The organism is Pedobacter sp. GQ55, from assembly GCF_059758925.1.
The window spans coordinates 942,129-958,668 of the sequence record NZ_JCAXEI010000002.1 but is presented as its reverse complement, the minus strand read 5'-3'; the positions used below and the strand labels follow the sequence as shown (position 1 = coordinate 958,668).

At 36.1% G+C, this 16,540-nt stretch carries 15 protein-coding genes; 6 read left to right on the top strand and 9 right to left on the bottom strand.

Going from position 1 to position 16,540, the window contains the following annotated elements; translation table 11 throughout:
* The first annotated feature begins 163 nt into the window (after positions 1 to 163).
* From AC6CH7_RS08820 to AC6CH7_RS08805, 4 genes are read left to right on the top strand one after another with little or no spacing between them, the layout of a single operon-like run.
* On the top strand, positions 164 to 1,180 hold the full coding sequence (locus tag AC6CH7_RS08820) for a LacI family DNA-binding transcriptional regulator (protein ID WP_498262330.1): 1,017 nt from the start codon (positions 164 to 166) through the stop codon (positions 1,178 to 1,180).
* Between the two features lie 36 nt (positions 1,181 to 1,216).
* Positions 1,217 to 1,462 carry a hypothetical protein gene (locus AC6CH7_RS08815; RefSeq protein ID WP_498262329.1) on the top strand — a complete coding sequence of 82 codons (246 nt, stop codon included), beginning with the start codon at positions 1,217 to 1,219 and terminating at the stop codon, positions 1,460 to 1,462.
* Positions 1,459 to 1,989 (top strand): zinc ribbon domain-containing protein, encoded by a 531-nt coding sequence (locus AC6CH7_RS08810; RefSeq protein WP_498262328.1) that lies wholly within the window; start codon positions 1,459 to 1,461, stop codon positions 1,987 to 1,989. The genes AC6CH7_RS08815 and AC6CH7_RS08810 overlap by 4 nt, the downstream gene beginning before the upstream one ends.
* Entirely contained in the window at positions 1,989 to 2,210 is a 222-nt protein-coding gene (locus AC6CH7_RS08805) for a hypothetical protein (RefSeq protein ID WP_498262327.1), read from the top strand. Before AC6CH7_RS08810 ends, AC6CH7_RS08805 begins: the two co-directional genes overlap by 1 nt.
* Positions 2,211 to 2,468: 258 nt before the next feature.
* Here AC6CH7_RS08805 and AC6CH7_RS08800 read toward each other — a convergent pair whose 3' ends face one another.
* From AC6CH7_RS08800 to cmk, 7 genes are all read right to left on the bottom strand, one after another.
* A complete protein-coding gene (locus AC6CH7_RS08800) occupies positions 2,469 to 2,672 on the bottom strand; it encodes a hypothetical protein (RefSeq protein WP_498262326.1) in 204 nt (67 codons plus the stop codon).
* A 77-nt stretch (positions 2,673 to 2,749) separates the two neighbouring features.
* Entirely contained in the window at positions 2,750 to 4,063 is a 1,314-nt protein-coding gene (locus AC6CH7_RS08795) for a sensor histidine kinase (protein WP_498262325.1), read from the bottom strand.
* A 28-nt stretch (positions 4,064 to 4,091) separates the two neighbouring features.
* A complete protein-coding gene (locus AC6CH7_RS08790) occupies positions 4,092 to 4,769 on the bottom strand; it encodes a response regulator transcription factor (protein ID WP_498262324.1) in 678 nt (225 codons plus the stop codon).
* Positions 4,770 to 4,877: 108 nt separating this feature from the next.
* Complete coding sequence (locus AC6CH7_RS08785) at positions 4,878 to 6,278, bottom strand: efflux transporter outer membrane subunit (RefSeq protein WP_498262323.1); 1,401 nt, start codon at positions 6,276 to 6,278, stop codon at positions 4,878 to 4,880.
* 10 nt (positions 6,279 to 6,288) lie between these two features.
* The gene (locus AC6CH7_RS08780; RefSeq protein ID WP_498262322.1) at positions 6,289 to 9,465 is read right to left on the bottom strand and encodes an efflux RND transporter permease subunit; all 3,177 of its coding nucleotides are present in this window, start codon (positions 9,463 to 9,465) and stop codon (positions 6,289 to 6,291) included.
* 45 nt (positions 9,466 to 9,510) lie between these two features.
* On the bottom strand, positions 9,511 to 10,677 hold the full coding sequence (locus tag AC6CH7_RS08775) for an efflux RND transporter periplasmic adaptor subunit (protein WP_498262321.1): 1,167 nt from the start codon (positions 10,675 to 10,677) through the stop codon (positions 9,511 to 9,513).
* Between the two features lie 161 nt (positions 10,678 to 10,838).
* Positions 10,839 to 11,519: a (d)CMP kinase gene (cmk, locus tag AC6CH7_RS08770; protein WP_498262320.1), complete on the bottom strand. Its 681-nt coding sequence runs from the start codon at positions 11,517 to 11,519 to the stop codon at positions 10,839 to 10,841.
* 91 nt (positions 11,520 to 11,610) lie between these two features.
* On the opposite strand from cmk, the gene arfB reads away from it, so the two are divergent.
* The gene (gene arfB / locus AC6CH7_RS08765) at positions 11,611 to 12,021 is read left to right on the top strand and encodes an alternative ribosome rescue aminoacyl-tRNA hydrolase ArfB (RefSeq protein ID WP_498262319.1); all 411 of its coding nucleotides are present in this window, start codon (positions 11,611 to 11,613) and stop codon (positions 12,019 to 12,021) included.
* On the opposite strand, the gene AC6CH7_RS08760 is transcribed toward arfB, so the two are convergent.
* Together AC6CH7_RS08760 and lon are read right to left on the bottom strand one after the other, a co-directional pair.
* The gene (locus AC6CH7_RS08760) at positions 12,022 to 12,975 is read right to left on the bottom strand and encodes a lipid A deacylase LpxR family protein (RefSeq protein WP_498262318.1); all 954 of its coding nucleotides are present in this window, start codon (positions 12,973 to 12,975) and stop codon (positions 12,022 to 12,024) included.
* A gap of 104 nt (positions 12,976 to 13,079) precedes the next feature.
* A complete protein-coding gene (gene lon / locus AC6CH7_RS08755; RefSeq protein WP_498262317.1) occupies positions 13,080 to 15,551 on the bottom strand; it encodes an endopeptidase La in 2,472 nt (823 codons plus the stop codon).
* A 318-nt stretch (positions 15,552 to 15,869) separates the two neighbouring features.
* On the opposite strand from lon, the gene AC6CH7_RS08750 reads away from it, so the two are divergent.
* Positions 15,870 to 16,496, top strand: a complete 627-nt coding sequence (locus AC6CH7_RS08750; protein ID WP_498262316.1) for a tetratricopeptide repeat protein — start codon at positions 15,870 to 15,872, stop codon at positions 16,494 to 16,496.
* Positions 16,497 to 16,540: the final 44 nt, after the last annotated feature.

Below are 16,540 nucleotides of genomic sequence, written 5' to 3'. Positions count from 1 at the left end.
GTCTTTAGAATATGGGATTAACAGAAAAACAGAATATTTTGGAAGGGGCTTTCCTTTGATAATCCCGAAGGGATAAAGGACCTTTACTGCAAGGTAGTTAGATGGAAGAATAGGAAATAATTCCTGATTTACTATATTGCATTCTCAATAGGGAATTAAATTAATGGAAAAAAAAGTTTCAATTAAGGATATCGCCAAATTATTGGGTATCTCAATCAGTACGGTGTCTTTTGTAGTAAATGGTAAAGCTAAGGAGAAAAGAATTAGTGAACCCTTGACTAAGAAGGTTTTAGAGCTTGTTGAAGAACTGGGTTATAAACCAGATGCTTTGGCAAAAAGTTTTCGTACTGGAAAAACCAATATTATCGGATTTTTGGTTGATGATATTTCAGAGCCTTTTTTTTCCAGTATTGCACGACTTATAGATGAAAAGGCCTCGCAAAAGGGGTATAAAATAATTTATAGCAGCACAAAAAATAATAAAACGAAAGCACAGGAATTATTGCAAATTTTCCAGGACCGGCATGTTGACGGCTATATTATAGCTCTTCCTCATGGTTTGGAAGATGAAGTTAAGTTGTTGACGAAGAGTAGGAAACCAGTTGTTTTGTTTGATAGGTATTTCCCTGATATAAAAACTGATTATGTAATTATTAATAATCATCAAGGTACATATAGTGCCGTTAAACATCTAAAAGATAGAGGATATAAGAACATTGGATTTATTACTATAGATACAATTGAACAGCAAATGCTTGATCGTTTGAGTGGCTATGAAGATGCGGTTAAGGCAGAAGGTGTAAACTCATATGTTAAAAAACTAACTTATGCTCCTTCGAGTGAATTAATTCAAGAGGTCGCTGATTATTTGAAAGAAGAAAAAAAGTTAGATGCAGTTATATGTGCTACCAACTACATCACTATGGCAAGCCTAAGAGCAATCCAGAAGCTGGGTCTAAAAATTCCTAAAGACATAGCTTTGCTTTCTTTTGACGATTTTGAGTTGCTTGAATTCTCTGCCCCTCCAATTACAGCAGTAGCCCAGCCACTTGAAAAAATCGCTGAAAATGTCATGAATATATTATTGAATCGATTGGATAATCAAAAAGGAGATCATGAACCTTACGAGGTAATATTACCCACAGTCTTAAACATCAGGGACTCAACTGTAGTGAAATAATATCTGGGTTTAGCCAAAAATTACAAGCAGGATCATATGGTCTTTTTGTGGTGCATAGGCAGTCGTCAAAACTTTCGCTTTATTTGTCACAACCCCGATTATATCCCTTACCTCAAAGGTGAAGCTGATTTGGTTTATAAAAAAGATAAATTCTTTCTTTATCAAACCCTGGATATTCCTGAACCAGCTGCACAGGATATATCGGGATTTATCGGTGTTGATTTTGGGCTGACCGATATAACGTTACTTCTGATGGCGGTAAACACTCTGCCGACTGGATGAATCAATACAGAGAAAAAAGACAAAAGGTTCGTAGTTCTATTCAACACAAAGGCACACTCAACGCTAAAAGGTTAAGCAAACGGCTTAGTGGCAAAGAACGAACTACATCTGCTATTGTCAATCACACCATTTCCAAATCGATTGTAAAATCCGCTAAGGATCAAAGAAAAGGAATTGCTATTGAAAACCCGACTGACATCCGTTTTAGTTCTAAACCGAGAAATAAAAAGTTTAGAACAAAACTTGGTCGTTGGTCTTTTGCACAGCTTCGTTCTTTTCTGGAATACAAATGTCTTTTGAATGGTGTTAAGCTGGTCGTTGTAGCACCTGGATACACTTCCCAAACCTGTAATTGCTGCAGATATATTGGTAAAAGAAGCAATAAGGTTTTTAAGTGTACAAATAAAAATTGCAAAGTTGATGTGATCGATGTGGACTTTAATGCCGCTCAAAACATTGCTTTGCTTGGAGTTGCTGTAAATCTGCCCGAAAGATGCAATAGGTATAGTTGTACTGTCCATTATTGATGTCTAAAGCCCAATCCATCATAACGTGTGGTTGGGTAGTTTACATAGCGGCAAGCTCAAGAGATAGCGACTACGATTATATACCTGATGATGACGATATTCCTGCTGGCTCTGCGTATTTCCATTGTACATCAAATAGTTCAATGGAGGGAACCGAGATTTTTGCTTTTCCTGAAACGGATGTACCAATGGTAAGTGATATGTCTGTCAATATAATATAGACAGATTACTTAAGATATTACCTTCCAGGCAACAAATGATACTAAAAATGTTTTTTGGAATAGGTTAAACTGCTCGTACTCTTGAAGACATATCAATTTTTTAAACCGTAGTAAAGAGCGGGTCCGACAACTAAAAGATGAAGCTTTAATGTTTATGCGTCTTTATCTAAGAAACAATCCTTCTTATGGCTTTTAAATAAAAAACCGCCTGTTAATAAACAGACGGCTAGACAAAACTATTGAACCTAATTAATTGCCTTATTTTTTATTTTCAGCTGCTTTTGGGGCAACAGCTGTAGAGGTTTTTTTAACAGCGGCTTTTTTATGTGATTTAGTTTTGTGGGCTACAGGTTTTTGAGCACCAGCAGTTGTTTGGGTAGCTGGTTTTTGAGTAGCAGGAGTTTGTGCAAATGCGCCAAAAGTTGTTGCAACTAATGCTAACGCTAAGATTGTTCTTTTCATATCTAAAATTATTTTGTGTTAATTGTTAGATCAAAGTTGCAAAGGAAACATGAAGATTTAATGAAGATAGATAAAGGCTAAAAATGGAAGATAAGTTCGACAGTAGTGCCTTTATCTTTTTCAGATTTGATATCAATTATAATCTGATGAAACGCCGCTATACTTTTTGCAATAGCCAAACCCAGACCATAACTGTCTTCCTTTTTTGATTCAAATTTTTCGAAACGAACAAAAGCATTTTTCACTTCGTCCAGGTTCATTCCCTGACCGGTGTCGGCAATGTAAAGATGGAAACCATCATTTTCTTTATTGCCGTATATGTTTATCATACCTGATGGAACATTGTATTTAATAGCATTGCTAACCAAATTACTTATTAAAGTGTGGAGCAGTGAACGATTGCCGGTAAAAGTATAATCTTGAGGAAGATTGATGTTTAGTGTTAATTTCATCATCAAAAGCCTATGTTCTAATTCCTCATATACTTCGATTACCGTGTCTTTTATAGAAATAAGATCCGGTTTGTTAAACTGATTGTTTTCGACTTTAGAGATCAATAACAAGCTATTTATAATTGATTTCAGGCGGCTTAGTGTTTTGAGGCAGGCAAATAATTTGTTTTCGCCCTCTGGAGTTAACTGTTCATCGTTCAGCAAATTTTCTAAGCGGGTATTTAAAACAGAGATAGGCGTAAGTAATTCATGAGACACATTAGCAATAAATTCCTTTTCTGTAAGAAATAAGGTTGCAATTTTATTCATTAATATGCTGATACTGTTATCCAGTATCTTGAAATCTTCTGTTGTGGTCTTTATTGGTTCGTAATTAAAGTTAATTGGGTCATTTACCCGGTTTAGCTTTTGATCTATAATCCGATAAAAAGGAGTTAATAAAAATTGGGTGAAAGCCAGATCAGTTATTAATGTTAAGATAACTGCAGCAAGAAGTATAAAAAATGTAAAAACCGAAATGGTATGTTCTAACTGATATACCGTTGCCATGGTTTCACCTAATTCGAGCTCATACCTTGTTCCTTCAAAAACCAGATCCGTAGTAAGTATCTGATACTCCTCTTCACTATCTTCTATGCTGCGTATCTCTTGACTAAAGTGATTTTTGAGGGGTTTGTTATCTTGTTTAACTTCTTTTAGAATGATGTATTCTTCCTTAAGTAAGTTGTAATCGGTAAAGGTTTTTTGTTGTGTGAGTAAGTCATTAATCTCTCCAGTTGAGAGGTTTGATACAAATTTAGTTTTCTTTTGAATCAAACGCTTCTGAAGGTGTTTTACCGAAATATGATTAATGGATACCAGTATTAATATACCAAGAAAGGTAATAATAGCGATTTTGGTTAGCGTGTTATATAAAGCAAGCTTAAATTGTAGTTTCATAATTGGATTGCCTATATGAAATTACACATTAGAAGTTGATTCTGTATCCAATACTTCTAACCGTTTCAAACCAGTTTATCGAAGCATGAGCTGATAGTTTTTTACGTAGATTTTTAACATGTACATCAACAAAGTTTGAATCTGAGTTAATTTCCAGAATATCTCCCCAAACATGTTCCGTAAGGTTTACTCTTGAAATTACCCTGTTTTTGTTTAGCACCAGGTAATTGAAAATTTCAAATTCCTTATTTGTCAAATTAACCTTTTCTCCATCAAAACAAACTTCATGATTTTTAATATCCAGGGTAAATTTGTGAACGTTTATCTCATTCATCTCGAGCTTATGCTTGCGCCTGATAATAGCATGCATTCTAGCCAAAAGTTCTGTTAAAGAGAAAGGTTTTGCCAGATAGTCGTCGGCCCCAGCCTCTAGGCCCTTAATCCGGTCATCAACATCGCCACGCGCAGTAAGTATAATCACCGCATCATCACGACCACCAACTTGTTTTAACTGATGTAGCAGCTCAAAACCATCGCCACCGGGCAATCCCAGATCAAGTAAAATGAAGTCATAAGAATTTACAAAGATCTTTTCTTCAGCGGATGACTTTTTCCAGGCATGTTCAATGGTGTATCCTTCTTTGCCAAGAAATTCGGCCATTTCGAGTGCTAATGTTTTTTCATCTTCAACAATAAGTATTTTCATTGGAATATAAATTCGCTTTTGATTCTAAAACGCTAAAAACCTGCATGAGTTTATTATTCTAAAATAATAAACTCATGCAGGTTTTTGTAATATTAATCAATTAGATTTTTATTTCCAACCGCCACCCAGGGCTCTGTATAAATTAACAATTGATTGAAGTTTCTGAAGACGATCATTTATGCCATTGAGCTGCGCAGCCAATAAGCTTTGCTCAGAGGTTAAAACATCTGTATAGTTAGTTGCAGAACTATAACGAAGCAACTCTTTTGTGTAATCTACTGCTTTGGTAAGAGATGCAATTTGTTTAGCCCTAGTTGTTTCTTTTTCAGATGCCGTTTGGTAAGCAAATAATGCATTTGAAACCTCCTGCCCGCTAGTTAAAAGCGTTTGTTGAAAGCCATAAAATGCTTGTTGCTGTTGTGCCTGAGCAGTTTTTAATCTCGCTTTATTTTGTCCTTTATTGAAGATAGGCTGTGTAATGCCTCCAATTAGGTTGTAAAATATAGACTGGTCAAAGAAATTTTTCAGATCAAGGCTTGATAATCCACCATTAGCAGTTAATGTTAAAGCAGGGTAGAAGTATGTTTTTGCTGTATTCGTATTTTCAAATGCCGCTCTAAAGGCAAATTCAGCCGCCTGCACATCTGGTCTATTTTGTAATAGCTGTGAAGATACACCCGTCTCCAAAGTATTATATGGCTGTTGCTCATCTAAAGTAGTACGGTCAATAGTTCCTGGTCCTTTTCCTAAAAGTATGCTAAGTGCATTTTCTGTCTCTTTGATACTCTTTTTAAGATCTGGAATGGTAACCTGGGCTGCATATAAATTTGCTTCACTTTGTACAACTGCTGCTCCATTAACAATTGCGCCTTCTTTTAAAGATTTCATAGTTTCAACATCAGTTTCTCTGATTTTTACAGTTTGCGCGGTAATAGCTAATTGTTTATCCAGAGCAAGTAAGTTGTAATAAGTGTTTGCAATATTAGCTATTAGCTGCGTTTGTACTGCCCTTTTTGCCGCGTCTGTTTGTAGTAATGAAGCATAGGCTGATCTTTTAGCACTACTAAGTTTACCCCATATGTCAGCTTCCCAGCTTGTGCTTAATTGTGCTTTATAGGTCTGCGTTTCTGTATTGATATTTATTCCTGGCGGGAAGTTTAATGCCGCTCTGGATTGTTTAGCATCAGTAACAGATAAATCGCCACTCAGACTTGGTAAAAAAGCAGCTTTACTTTGTCTTAATGTAGCCTCAGCAATTTTAATACGTTCAACAGCCTGCTTTAAATCAAGGTTTTCATTTAACCCTTGTTGAATTAAAGTTTGTAAAGTGCCATCAGCGAATAAAGTTTTCCAGGGCAAATTGGCAATAGTCGCAGTATCGGTTCCTGTATTGTCGCGGTATAGATCATTGCTGTTTAAAGCCGGACGTTCATATTTTTTAGTTACGCAGGCGGTTAAACAGAGTGTGGCAAAACCGATGATTATATAAGATTTATATCTAAAGTTCATGTGATTAAATTTAATGTTCACGGGTATCTACTTCCGGGAATTCAAGTTCTGCTTGTTCTTTAACAATACCTTCTTCAAAAGGAGATTTGTTACTTACTTTTTCTTGTAAGGTTTGAAAAATGATGAATAGTGCAGGGATAACAAATATTCCAAATATTGTTCCTATAAGCATTCCTCCAACGGCACCTGTACCAATCGATTTATTACCTGCAGCACCAACCCCTGTTGAAAGCATTAAAGGTAATAACCCAAGAATAAAGGCAAATGATGTCATTAAAATAGGACGTAAACGTGCAGTTGCTCCGTTAATAGCGGAATTTACTATGCTCATGCCTTTTCTTCTTCTATCTACGGCAAATTCAACAATCAAAATTGCATTTTTAGCCAGTAGACCTACAAGCATGATCAAGGTAATCTGAGTATAAATATTATTGTCGATTCCGAAAATCTTATCAAAAATAAATACACCAGCTAACCCTATAGGAAGTGAGATTAGAACTGCAAGAGGTAAAATATAACTCTCATATTGTGCACAAAGTAAGAAGTAAACGAACACAACGCAAAGAAGGAATATAAAAATGGTTTGACTACCACTTGACATCTCCTCACGAGATAATCCTGAGAATTCGTAACCATAACCAACCGGTAGGTGTATTGCCGCTTCTTCTTGTACAGCCTTTAGCGCATCACCAGAACTATATCCGTTGTTTGGGTTTCCGGTTACGGCAATGGAAGTAAATAAGTTAAAACGGGAAATTGCTTGTGGACCATAAACCTTAGTTAAGGTTATGAATTCACTAACCGGTGCCATTTTCCCGCTTGCATTTCTTACATATATGTTATTTAAGCTAGCCTGATTTGCCCTGTATTGCGCATCAGCCTGGAACATAACGCGGTATTGTTTTCCGTATTTGTTAAAGTTAGATGCATAAACACCACCATAGTATCCCTGTAGAACACTTAAAACATCAGTAACAGTTAGTCCGGCTTGTTTTACCGTAGCTACATTAACATCAATTTGATACTGAGGGAAATTAGGGTTAAAGGAAGTAGATGCATATTGTATCTCAGGTCGCTTGCTAAGTGCTGCAAGGAAATCATTCCCTATAGCATTAAACTTATTAATATCACCACCGGTTTTATCTTGTAACTGAAATTCAAAACCTCCACTGGTACCAAAACCTTGAATTGTTGGCGGTGCAAAGAAAATAATTTTTGCGCCTTTGATAGTTGCTGTTTTAGCAAATAATTCACCAATAATCTGCTTTACATCACGGGTTCTTTCATTCCAGGGTTTAAGTCTTGAAATTACCATACCATAAGAACTTCCAGATCCACTGATCATACTTCTACCAACTACTCTAATGGAGTTTTTAACTTCTGGAACAGCGTGAACAATGCTATCAATTTGTGCAATGACCTCATTTGTCCGTTCCTGTGAAGTAGAAGCTGGTAATGAAATATCAGACATAATAGTACCTAAATCCTCGTTCGGAACAAATCCTTTAGGTGTGGTATTCATTGTCCAAACTAAAACTACTGTGAAAATGGCGATGCCCAAACCAGCAATCCATTTCCTTCTGGCAAGAAATTTAACAGATCTTTTGTATCTGTTAGTCATCATATCAAATGAAGTATTAAAACCTACATAGAATTTTTGAAGGAAGCTTTTCTTTTTCTCATGATCCTCTTCATGCGGTTTTAAGAACAGTGCACACAGTGCAGGGCTCAATGTCAATGCATTAATTGCTGATAATATGATGGTAATAGCAAGAGTTAAACCAAATTGTTTGTAGAATACCCCTGAAGATCCCTGGATAAAACTCACCGGAATAAATACAGCAGCCATAACCAATGTGATGGATATAATTGCCCCTGTGATATCCTCCATGGCATCAATAGTAGCCTTTTTGGCCGATTTATAACCATGGTCGAGTTTAGCATGAACCGCTTCAACTACTACAATAGCATCATCTACAACAATACCAATGGCAAGAACCAGGGCAAAGAGTGTTAATAGATTTATGGTAAAGCCGAAAAGATTTAAGAAAAAGAATGTACCAATAATAGCCACAGGAACACTAATTGCAGGAATTAGGGTCGATCGGAAATCCTGAAGAAATATAAATACAACTAAAAACACAAGTATAAATGCTTCAACCAGTGTGTGTATTACTTTTTCAATTGATGCATCAAGGAAATCATTAACATTTACAAGTGGTGCATAATGAACACCTTTTGGAAAGTTGACTGATGCATCATCCAAAACCTTTATTGCGCCTTCGATAACATCTTTTGCATTCGATCCTGCGGTTTGGTTTATAGCAATACCAAGTGCAGGCTTTCCATCAAACCTTACTGAACTAGCATAACTTTGAGCTCCTAATTCAATTCTTGCAATATCCTTAAGACGTAATACTTGTCCATTTGCCGCAGTTCTGATAATGATATTACTAAACTCACTCTCATTTTTTAAGCGGCCTGAATATTTTAATGTGTATTGGAATGCCTGATTGCCTTGTTCTCCAAACTGGCCGGGTGCTGCTTCAACATTTTGTTCAGCAAGCACCACATTAATATCATTTGGCACTAAGCCGTAAGTTGCCATAACTTCTGGCTTAAGCCAGATACGCATGGTATAATCCATTAAACCAAAAGCATTCGCATCACCAACACCATTGATACGCTTAATTTCAGGTATTAAGTTAATGTTGGAGTAGTTTTGCAGAAATGTCTGGTCATATGATGGATTATCGCTATAAATACCGAAAATCAAAACATTACTTGCTTGCTTTTTTGCAGTTATTACTCCTGAACGTGTAACCTCAGCAGGTAATAAACTGGTTGCTCTTGATACACGGTTCTGAACATTTACAGCTGCCAGATCCGGATTTGTACCCAGTTTAAAGTTTACTGTAATTGTTGCTGTACCATCATTACTGGCTGTTGAGGTCATATAGGTCATATCCTCAACACCGTTAATCTGTTCTTCTAGCGGAACAACAACACTGTTCATCACAACATCAGCATTAGCACCCTGATAGGATGCAGATACCTGAACTGTTGGTGGGGCAATTTCTGGATATTGAGATACAGGTAAAGTAATTAAACCTAATATCCCCAATATTACAATTATAATGGATATAACTGTTGATAAAACAGGTCTCTCTATAAATTTCTTAAACATATATTCTATTTCAACCGGCTATTGCCGGATTGGATAAACTGTTATTTATTTTTTAAGATCAGCAAATACTGAATCTGTACTTTTCTCTTCCGCTTTAATCTCTGCACCATCTTTTAAAGATTGAAAGCCTTCAAGTACAATCTTATTTCCGGCCTTAAGGCCTTTGGTAACAACATAGAAATTGCCTTTTGCATTTTCCATAATTTCGATCTCCGTATTTTTAATGATCCCCTTGTCATCAACCACAAATACAAACTTTTTACCTTGTAAATCAGTAGTTGATTTTTGAGGAATAAGAATAGCATTTTCCAGGTGTTGAGGTATACGTACCGATGCGCTGGCACCACTTCTTAAAAGTTTAGCGGGGTTTGAAAAAGTAGCTCTTAAACTTGCAGAACCTGTGTTGGTATTTATTAAGCCATTTATAGACTCAATTTTTCCATTCTCGGCATATGCACTTCCATCAGCTAATACCAACGATACTGCAGGAATGTTTTTCATTTGTGCCTCAAGTGTTGCGCCTTTATAATTCCTTGAAAAATCAAGAAGTTGTTTCTCATTTAAAGAGAAATAAGCATAAACTTTTGAAATATTTGATACGGTGGTTAGCGGTTCAACGCTGCTGCCACTTACCAGGCTACCAGTTTTAAAAGGTATACTGCCAATTACACCATCAACAGGACTAGTAATTGTAGTGTAACCAAGGTTTACCTTTGCATTTACCAATTCAGCTCTTGTCTGAGCTAATGCAGCTTTTCTACTTTGAAGCGTAAGTTGAGCAGCATCTAAATCATATTTGCTAATGATATCTTTCTCAACTAGCGGTTTTGTTTTGTTAACTTGTAGCTGTGCAGCATTCACATCAGCTTCGGCGCTACTAATTGCTGCGGTTGCAGTTCTAACCAATTGTTCATATTGGGGGGCGTTGATGCTAAAAAGTCGCTGGCCTTTCTTTACCACTGCACCCTCATCAACGTAAATTTTCTCAATAAAGCCATCAACCTTTGGTCTGATGTCTACATTTTGAATACCTTCAATTGTTGCAGGGTAATCTGTTTCAAGTGAGGTAGATTGAGCCGTTAATGCAACAACAGGGTAGGCCTGCACCTGATTTGCCGCTCCGGCATCCTTTTTCTTATCATTACTTCCACAAGAACTAATGATTAATAAAACTGGTAATAAAAAATAAATAGGTTGGAACTTTGTTTTCATTCTTGTAGCAGGTTTTAAAGATATTTACTGTCGGGTTGCGAAATTATTCATACTTTAAAATAGATAAAACATCAAAATGTAATGTTTAAACTATTTCAGCTTTTGTAACTAAAGCTTTGCAGAAAAATAATGTAATGATAAAGGGGTTGGAGACCAGAAAATCAGACGGGCAAATGCTGATGAACTTGCTCTAAGGCAAAATCGAGCTGTTCTTTTTGTGTCAATTCTGTATTGTCAAGAATTATAGCATCTTCAGCCCGGGTTAGTGGGCTCTCTGCACGTGTTGTGTCTGCGTAATCTCTATGGGCAAGATTTTCAAAAACATCTTCCAGAGAAGTACTTGTATCTCCCTTACTTTGTAATTCTTTGAAACGACGTTCGGCCCTGATATTAGGATCAGCAGTCATAAAAAACTTTACCTGTGCATCTGCAAATACTGTTGTGCCTATATCACGGCCATCCATTACAATATTTTTAGACTTACCCATGCGTTGTTGCTGTTTTACCATTTCTTTACGCACAATTTTGTTTGCCGAGACTTCACTAACGTTTTCGGAAACAGGCATTTGTCTGATTTCTTCAGAAACCTCTTCGCCATTCAGCGTAATATGAGATTCGTAATCTCTTGAGTGGAAGTTCAATTCGATATGCTGAAGTGCATCTTTTACTGCCTCAGGATCGCTAATATCGACTTTATTGCGAATAAAGAATAGGGTAACGGCACGGTACATGGACCCGCTGTCTATATAGATAAAACCTAGTTTTTTGGCTAAAGCCTTTGCAAGAGTACTTTTTCCGCAAGAAGAATAGCCGTCAATAGCTATAACCAGGTTTTTTCTCATATAAAGCAAAGTTAATAATTTGAGGAATGATTTTCAATCAAAATTTCTAATAAAGTAAATTCGTGGTAATGGAAATAATTACTTTTGCGGTATGATACCCACTAAAGAAGATATTGTTAAAGTTGTGCTATTTAAAACTTCTCGTAGCGGAGGTAAGGGTGGGCAAAATGTAAATAAAGTTTCAAGTAAGGTTGAACTAATTTTAAATATACACTCAGCACCTTTTTTAAATGAAGATGAAAAGCAACTTTTAAATGAAAGATTAGCGCATAGGCTAGATCAGGAAGGCAATCTCCATATTATTTCACAAGAAGACCGCAGTCAACTTATGAACAAGGAAAGAACCATTATTAAATTAATTGCATTGTTGAAATCTGCTCTTCACATTCAAAAAAACAGAAAGCCAACAAAAATCCCTAAATCGGTTATCAGAAAAAGATTGGCAGATAAGCAAGTAACAGCAGCTAAAAAGGAAAATAGAAGGCGCCCTCAGTTTGACTAATTAATTGAATCTGTAAAACATGCTAATTGATCCATACTGGTGTGCTTTAGCTGTGCTTTTTATCTCTTTCGTTTTAAAAAGCATTCCAAAATCAAATGTGAAGCGTTGTGAGCTGTAATTAAATCCAATCTGTTGAGCAAAAACAATAGGTTTTACACCAAATGTAACCGGGCTATTGTTGTTAAACATACTTCCCTGTACTGTCGCGTCGTAAGCAACAAAATTCAATTGTGGTTTGGCATAAAAGAAAATCTCTCTTTTTACCAATGCTTTTGTTTTTGCATTATTTCCGATTACTGCATTTGTATAAGCGGAATTGAACAGTTGATTAATACCACCTGCTCTAAATAAAATTCCTGCCCCTGCTCCACTAAATATGGTACCTACATTTGCATAACCATCAAATGAAAAATCTATAGCATTGTTGGATGCACGGTGCAATAGCTTTGTGTATTGGGCTGAAAGATTTACTGCCATCTCGTCTCTGATTTGATATTGCCAGCCATCAAGCTCATAAAATCCCACAGTATTATGTAATAGCTCTTGTCCGTCTTCAGCTAATGAATTTGGCCCGGTTGTTCCTATTTCTATACTGGTTTTTAGTACACTTTCATTACTATGGAACCAGCTTAAGGCACCTCCAACATATAAATACCCTGCAAATGGCCTGTCTTGTTTTTCAGGATCCGGTGCATAGCCCGAAATAGGGTTATACATTCTTTGTCCGGCAGATATTTCATAGATTTTCTTTTCTAGTCCATTTTTTAGCTTGCTTTGATCCATCGCTCTGCGATAATCAATAAATAAACCATTGGTATAGTAACGGTCAGAACCTTGTGCAAGATAAGAGTCATTGTCGCTTTTAAAACCGAACTCATTCTTGAAAGTTTGAGCGAAAGCACCAAATGTTAATATAAATAGGATCGAAAATAAGAGAATAGATTTGCTGTTCATTTGTTGATTAAAAAAAAACTCCGGTATAAATTACCGGAGTCTAATATAGTACTTAATGACTAAAATGAAAGCGAATAGCCATTATTCGATATAAATATTATGCCTTAGTTAGCAATTGGATTTGGTTTAGCACTAAGATTCTGAGGATTTTTAACTTTTTCCTTAGTTAGCGCAATCTCAATTACCTCTTTCATTTCAGATACATAATGGAAGTTAAGATCCTTAATGTAACTTTCTTTAATCTCTAAAATGTCTTTTTTATTTGATTTACAAAGAATTACATCTTTAATATTTGCTCTTTTTGCCGCAAGTATCTTTTCTTTTATACCTCCTACCGGTAAAACTTTACCACGTAATGTAATCTCTCCGGTCATAGCCAGGTTAGGTTTTACTTTACGTTGAGTAAATGCAGAAGTTAGCGCTGTTAGCATTGTTATACCTGCTGATGGGCCATCCTTAGGAGTAGCTCCTGCCGGAACGTGAACATGAATATCCCATTGGTCAAACAGTAAATGATCAATATCAAACAACTCAGCATGAGCCCTTAAATAAGCCAATGCTATAATGGCAGATTCTTTCATTACCTCACCAAGGTTTCCGGTTAAGGTTAACTTTCCTTTTCCTGGACTTAAACTTGCTTCAATGAATAAGATATCGCCACCAACCTGGGTCCATGCTAATCCGGTTACAACACCGGCAACTTCATTACCTTCGTAAAGGTCCTTATCGTAAATTGGAGCTCCAAGTATGCGCTCAACATCCTCAGCACTTAAATTAGGCTCATAAGTTTCATCCATGGCAATTTTTGTAGCCACGCCACGTACAAGTGAACCAATTTTTTTCTCTAAACCACGAACTCCTGATTCACGAGTATAATCTTCAATCACTTTCTCAATCAAGGCCCCTTTTAAAGCAATGTCTTTAGATTTTATACCATGCTGTTCCTTTTGCTTTGGAAGTAAATACTTTTTAGCAATTTCTATCTTTTCTTCAATGGTGTAACCGTTAACCTCAATGATCTCCATGCGATCCAGCAAAGCTGGCTGAATAGAGCTTAAAGAGTTAGCGGTTGCAATGAAAAGAACATTGGATAGATCGTAATCCGCCTCAACATAATGATCGTTAAAAGCATTGTTTTGCTCCGGATCTAATACTTCTAAAAGAGCAGACGAAGGGTCTCCTCTAAAATCAGAGCCTACTTTATCAATCTCATCTAAAACAAATACCGGATTAGCAGCACCTGCTTTTTTTATAGACTGTATTATTCGGCCTGGCATTGCGCCAATATAGGTTTTTCTGTGACCGCGAATTTCTGCCTCGTCTCGTATTCCACCAAGAGCCATACGAACATATTTCCTATTTAAAGCTTTAGCAATTGACTTTCCTAGTGATGTTTTACCAACTCCCGGAGGGCCAACCAAACAAATGATAGGAGCTTTCATATCACGTTTAAGCTTTAGAACGGCCAAATACTCAATGATTCTTTGTTTTACCTTTTCAAGACCAAAATGATCCTTGTCCAAAATGCGCTGTGCACGTTTTAGGTCAAAATTATCCTTAGTGAAATCGTTCCAAGGCAAGTCTAACAGTAATTCAAGGTAGTTTATCTGAACAGAATAATCTGGAGCCGCAGGATTCATTCTGCCTAGCTTTTCCAGCTCTTTACTGAAATGACTTTCAATGTGTAATGCCCATTTTTTCTTCTTGGCACGGGCTTGTAAAGCTTCATATTCCAAATCTGATGAATTGCCTCCAAGTTCTTCCTGTATTGTTTTTAACTGCTGGTTCAGGAAGTAATCTCTTTGTTGCTTATCAAGATCGGTTCGTACTTTAGACTGTATCTGGTTTTTAAGCTCAAGCATTTGAAGCTCCAGTGTCAACAGTTCCATTACCATCATGGCACGTTCACGCAGATTAGTCATTTCAAGCATTTTTTGCTTGTCAGACACATCGGCATTCATGTTAGATGATATGAAGTTAATCAGGAAGGAAGTGCTTTCAATATTTTTTAACGCAATTCCGGCCTCGCTAGGGATGTTTGGAGACAGTTGAATAATCTGGCTCGACATTTCTTTAATAGAAGCAACCAAAGTTTTAAACTCTTTGTCGCTCTTATGTTTAGCTTCAGTAAACTTACTAATTGTTACTTTAATATAAGGTTCTGACTGAACCTCTTCTATTAATCTGAAACGCTGTTTTCCCTGAATAATTACCGTAGTATTTCCATCGGGCATTTGAAGCATTTTGATAATGTGGGCAACTGTACCTACACTATTTAATTGCTCAAAAGTTGGGTCTTCTATAGAAACATCACGCTGCGAAACAACCCCAATAATCCGATTTCCTTTATAAGCTTCTTTTATTAGTTTTATTGATTTATCTCTTCCTACAGTAATAGGGATAACCACACCTGGAAATAAGACGGTATTTCTAAGTGGGAGTATGGGCAGGACCTCTGGTGTTTCTTCATTGTTCATTTCATCTTCGTCTTGTTGAGACATCAATGGAAAAAACTCAGTATCTTCATTTATGATAGGTAGTGCATTGCTAAAATCAAATTGATCTTGTTTACTCATTAATATAGTCCTTCTTAAAATTAAAAAAACGACAATCTGACAGCATGTCGCTTGCGAAATTATTAATTATATTGAATACCTATAATTTCAACTCCTGTGCCAAAAGCGCTATAACTTGTTTTCTATGTTAAAAAGTCAGGTAAAAAATAATAATCTTGATACCCATCATATTTTTAATTATTTAACGTTTAGTATATCATATTTGTAAATGGTATGATAGTTGCCTAATGTAAATTCCAAGATACCTGAAAAAAAAAGTTTTAAAATTTGTGAGGGTATTGAATAAAACTAAATATATTTATTTTTTAATAAAAATTAATGAACTATTTCAAGCAAACAATTCTGGTATTACTTGTGATTTCGGCCAACAGTAGTATTGCTCAAAACAATAACTACGATAAGTTGGGAATGCAGGCCTGGTTAAAGGGCGATTATAAAGGTGCAGTGGCTCAATTAGAAAAAGCGGATACCAAAGACCCTAATAATTCTAACGTTCTAAAGATGTTAGGTTATTCTTATTACCAGTGTGGCGATTACGAAAACGCGATAAATACATATAGCCGTTTCCTGACTTTAAAACCATCAGATTACTCTGCATATTATTATAGGGGAAAAGCCAGATTAAATGTGGCTAATGATCCAAAAGAATCACTAAATCAGATGAGAGAAAACTTTTATCTTGCTGCCATTAAAGATTTTTCGAAAGCAATAGAGATAAATGGAGAAGAAGATCCTCAATTGTTACAAAACAGAGGATTGGCTTATAAGGACTATGGAATTTATAAATCCTATAAGATAAAAAAGGCTGTAGAGAAAAAAGCCTGCATTGCCTTATTCAATAATTCTGTTTCAGATTTTCAAAAGATATTACTTGTACAGCCACAACGGAAAGACATTATATCTTTAATAGATTATGTAAAAGCCCAGGTAACCAGCTTAAAATAATAGGATACTTAGCTTAAAAAAAGACCGATGCATAATTGCATTGG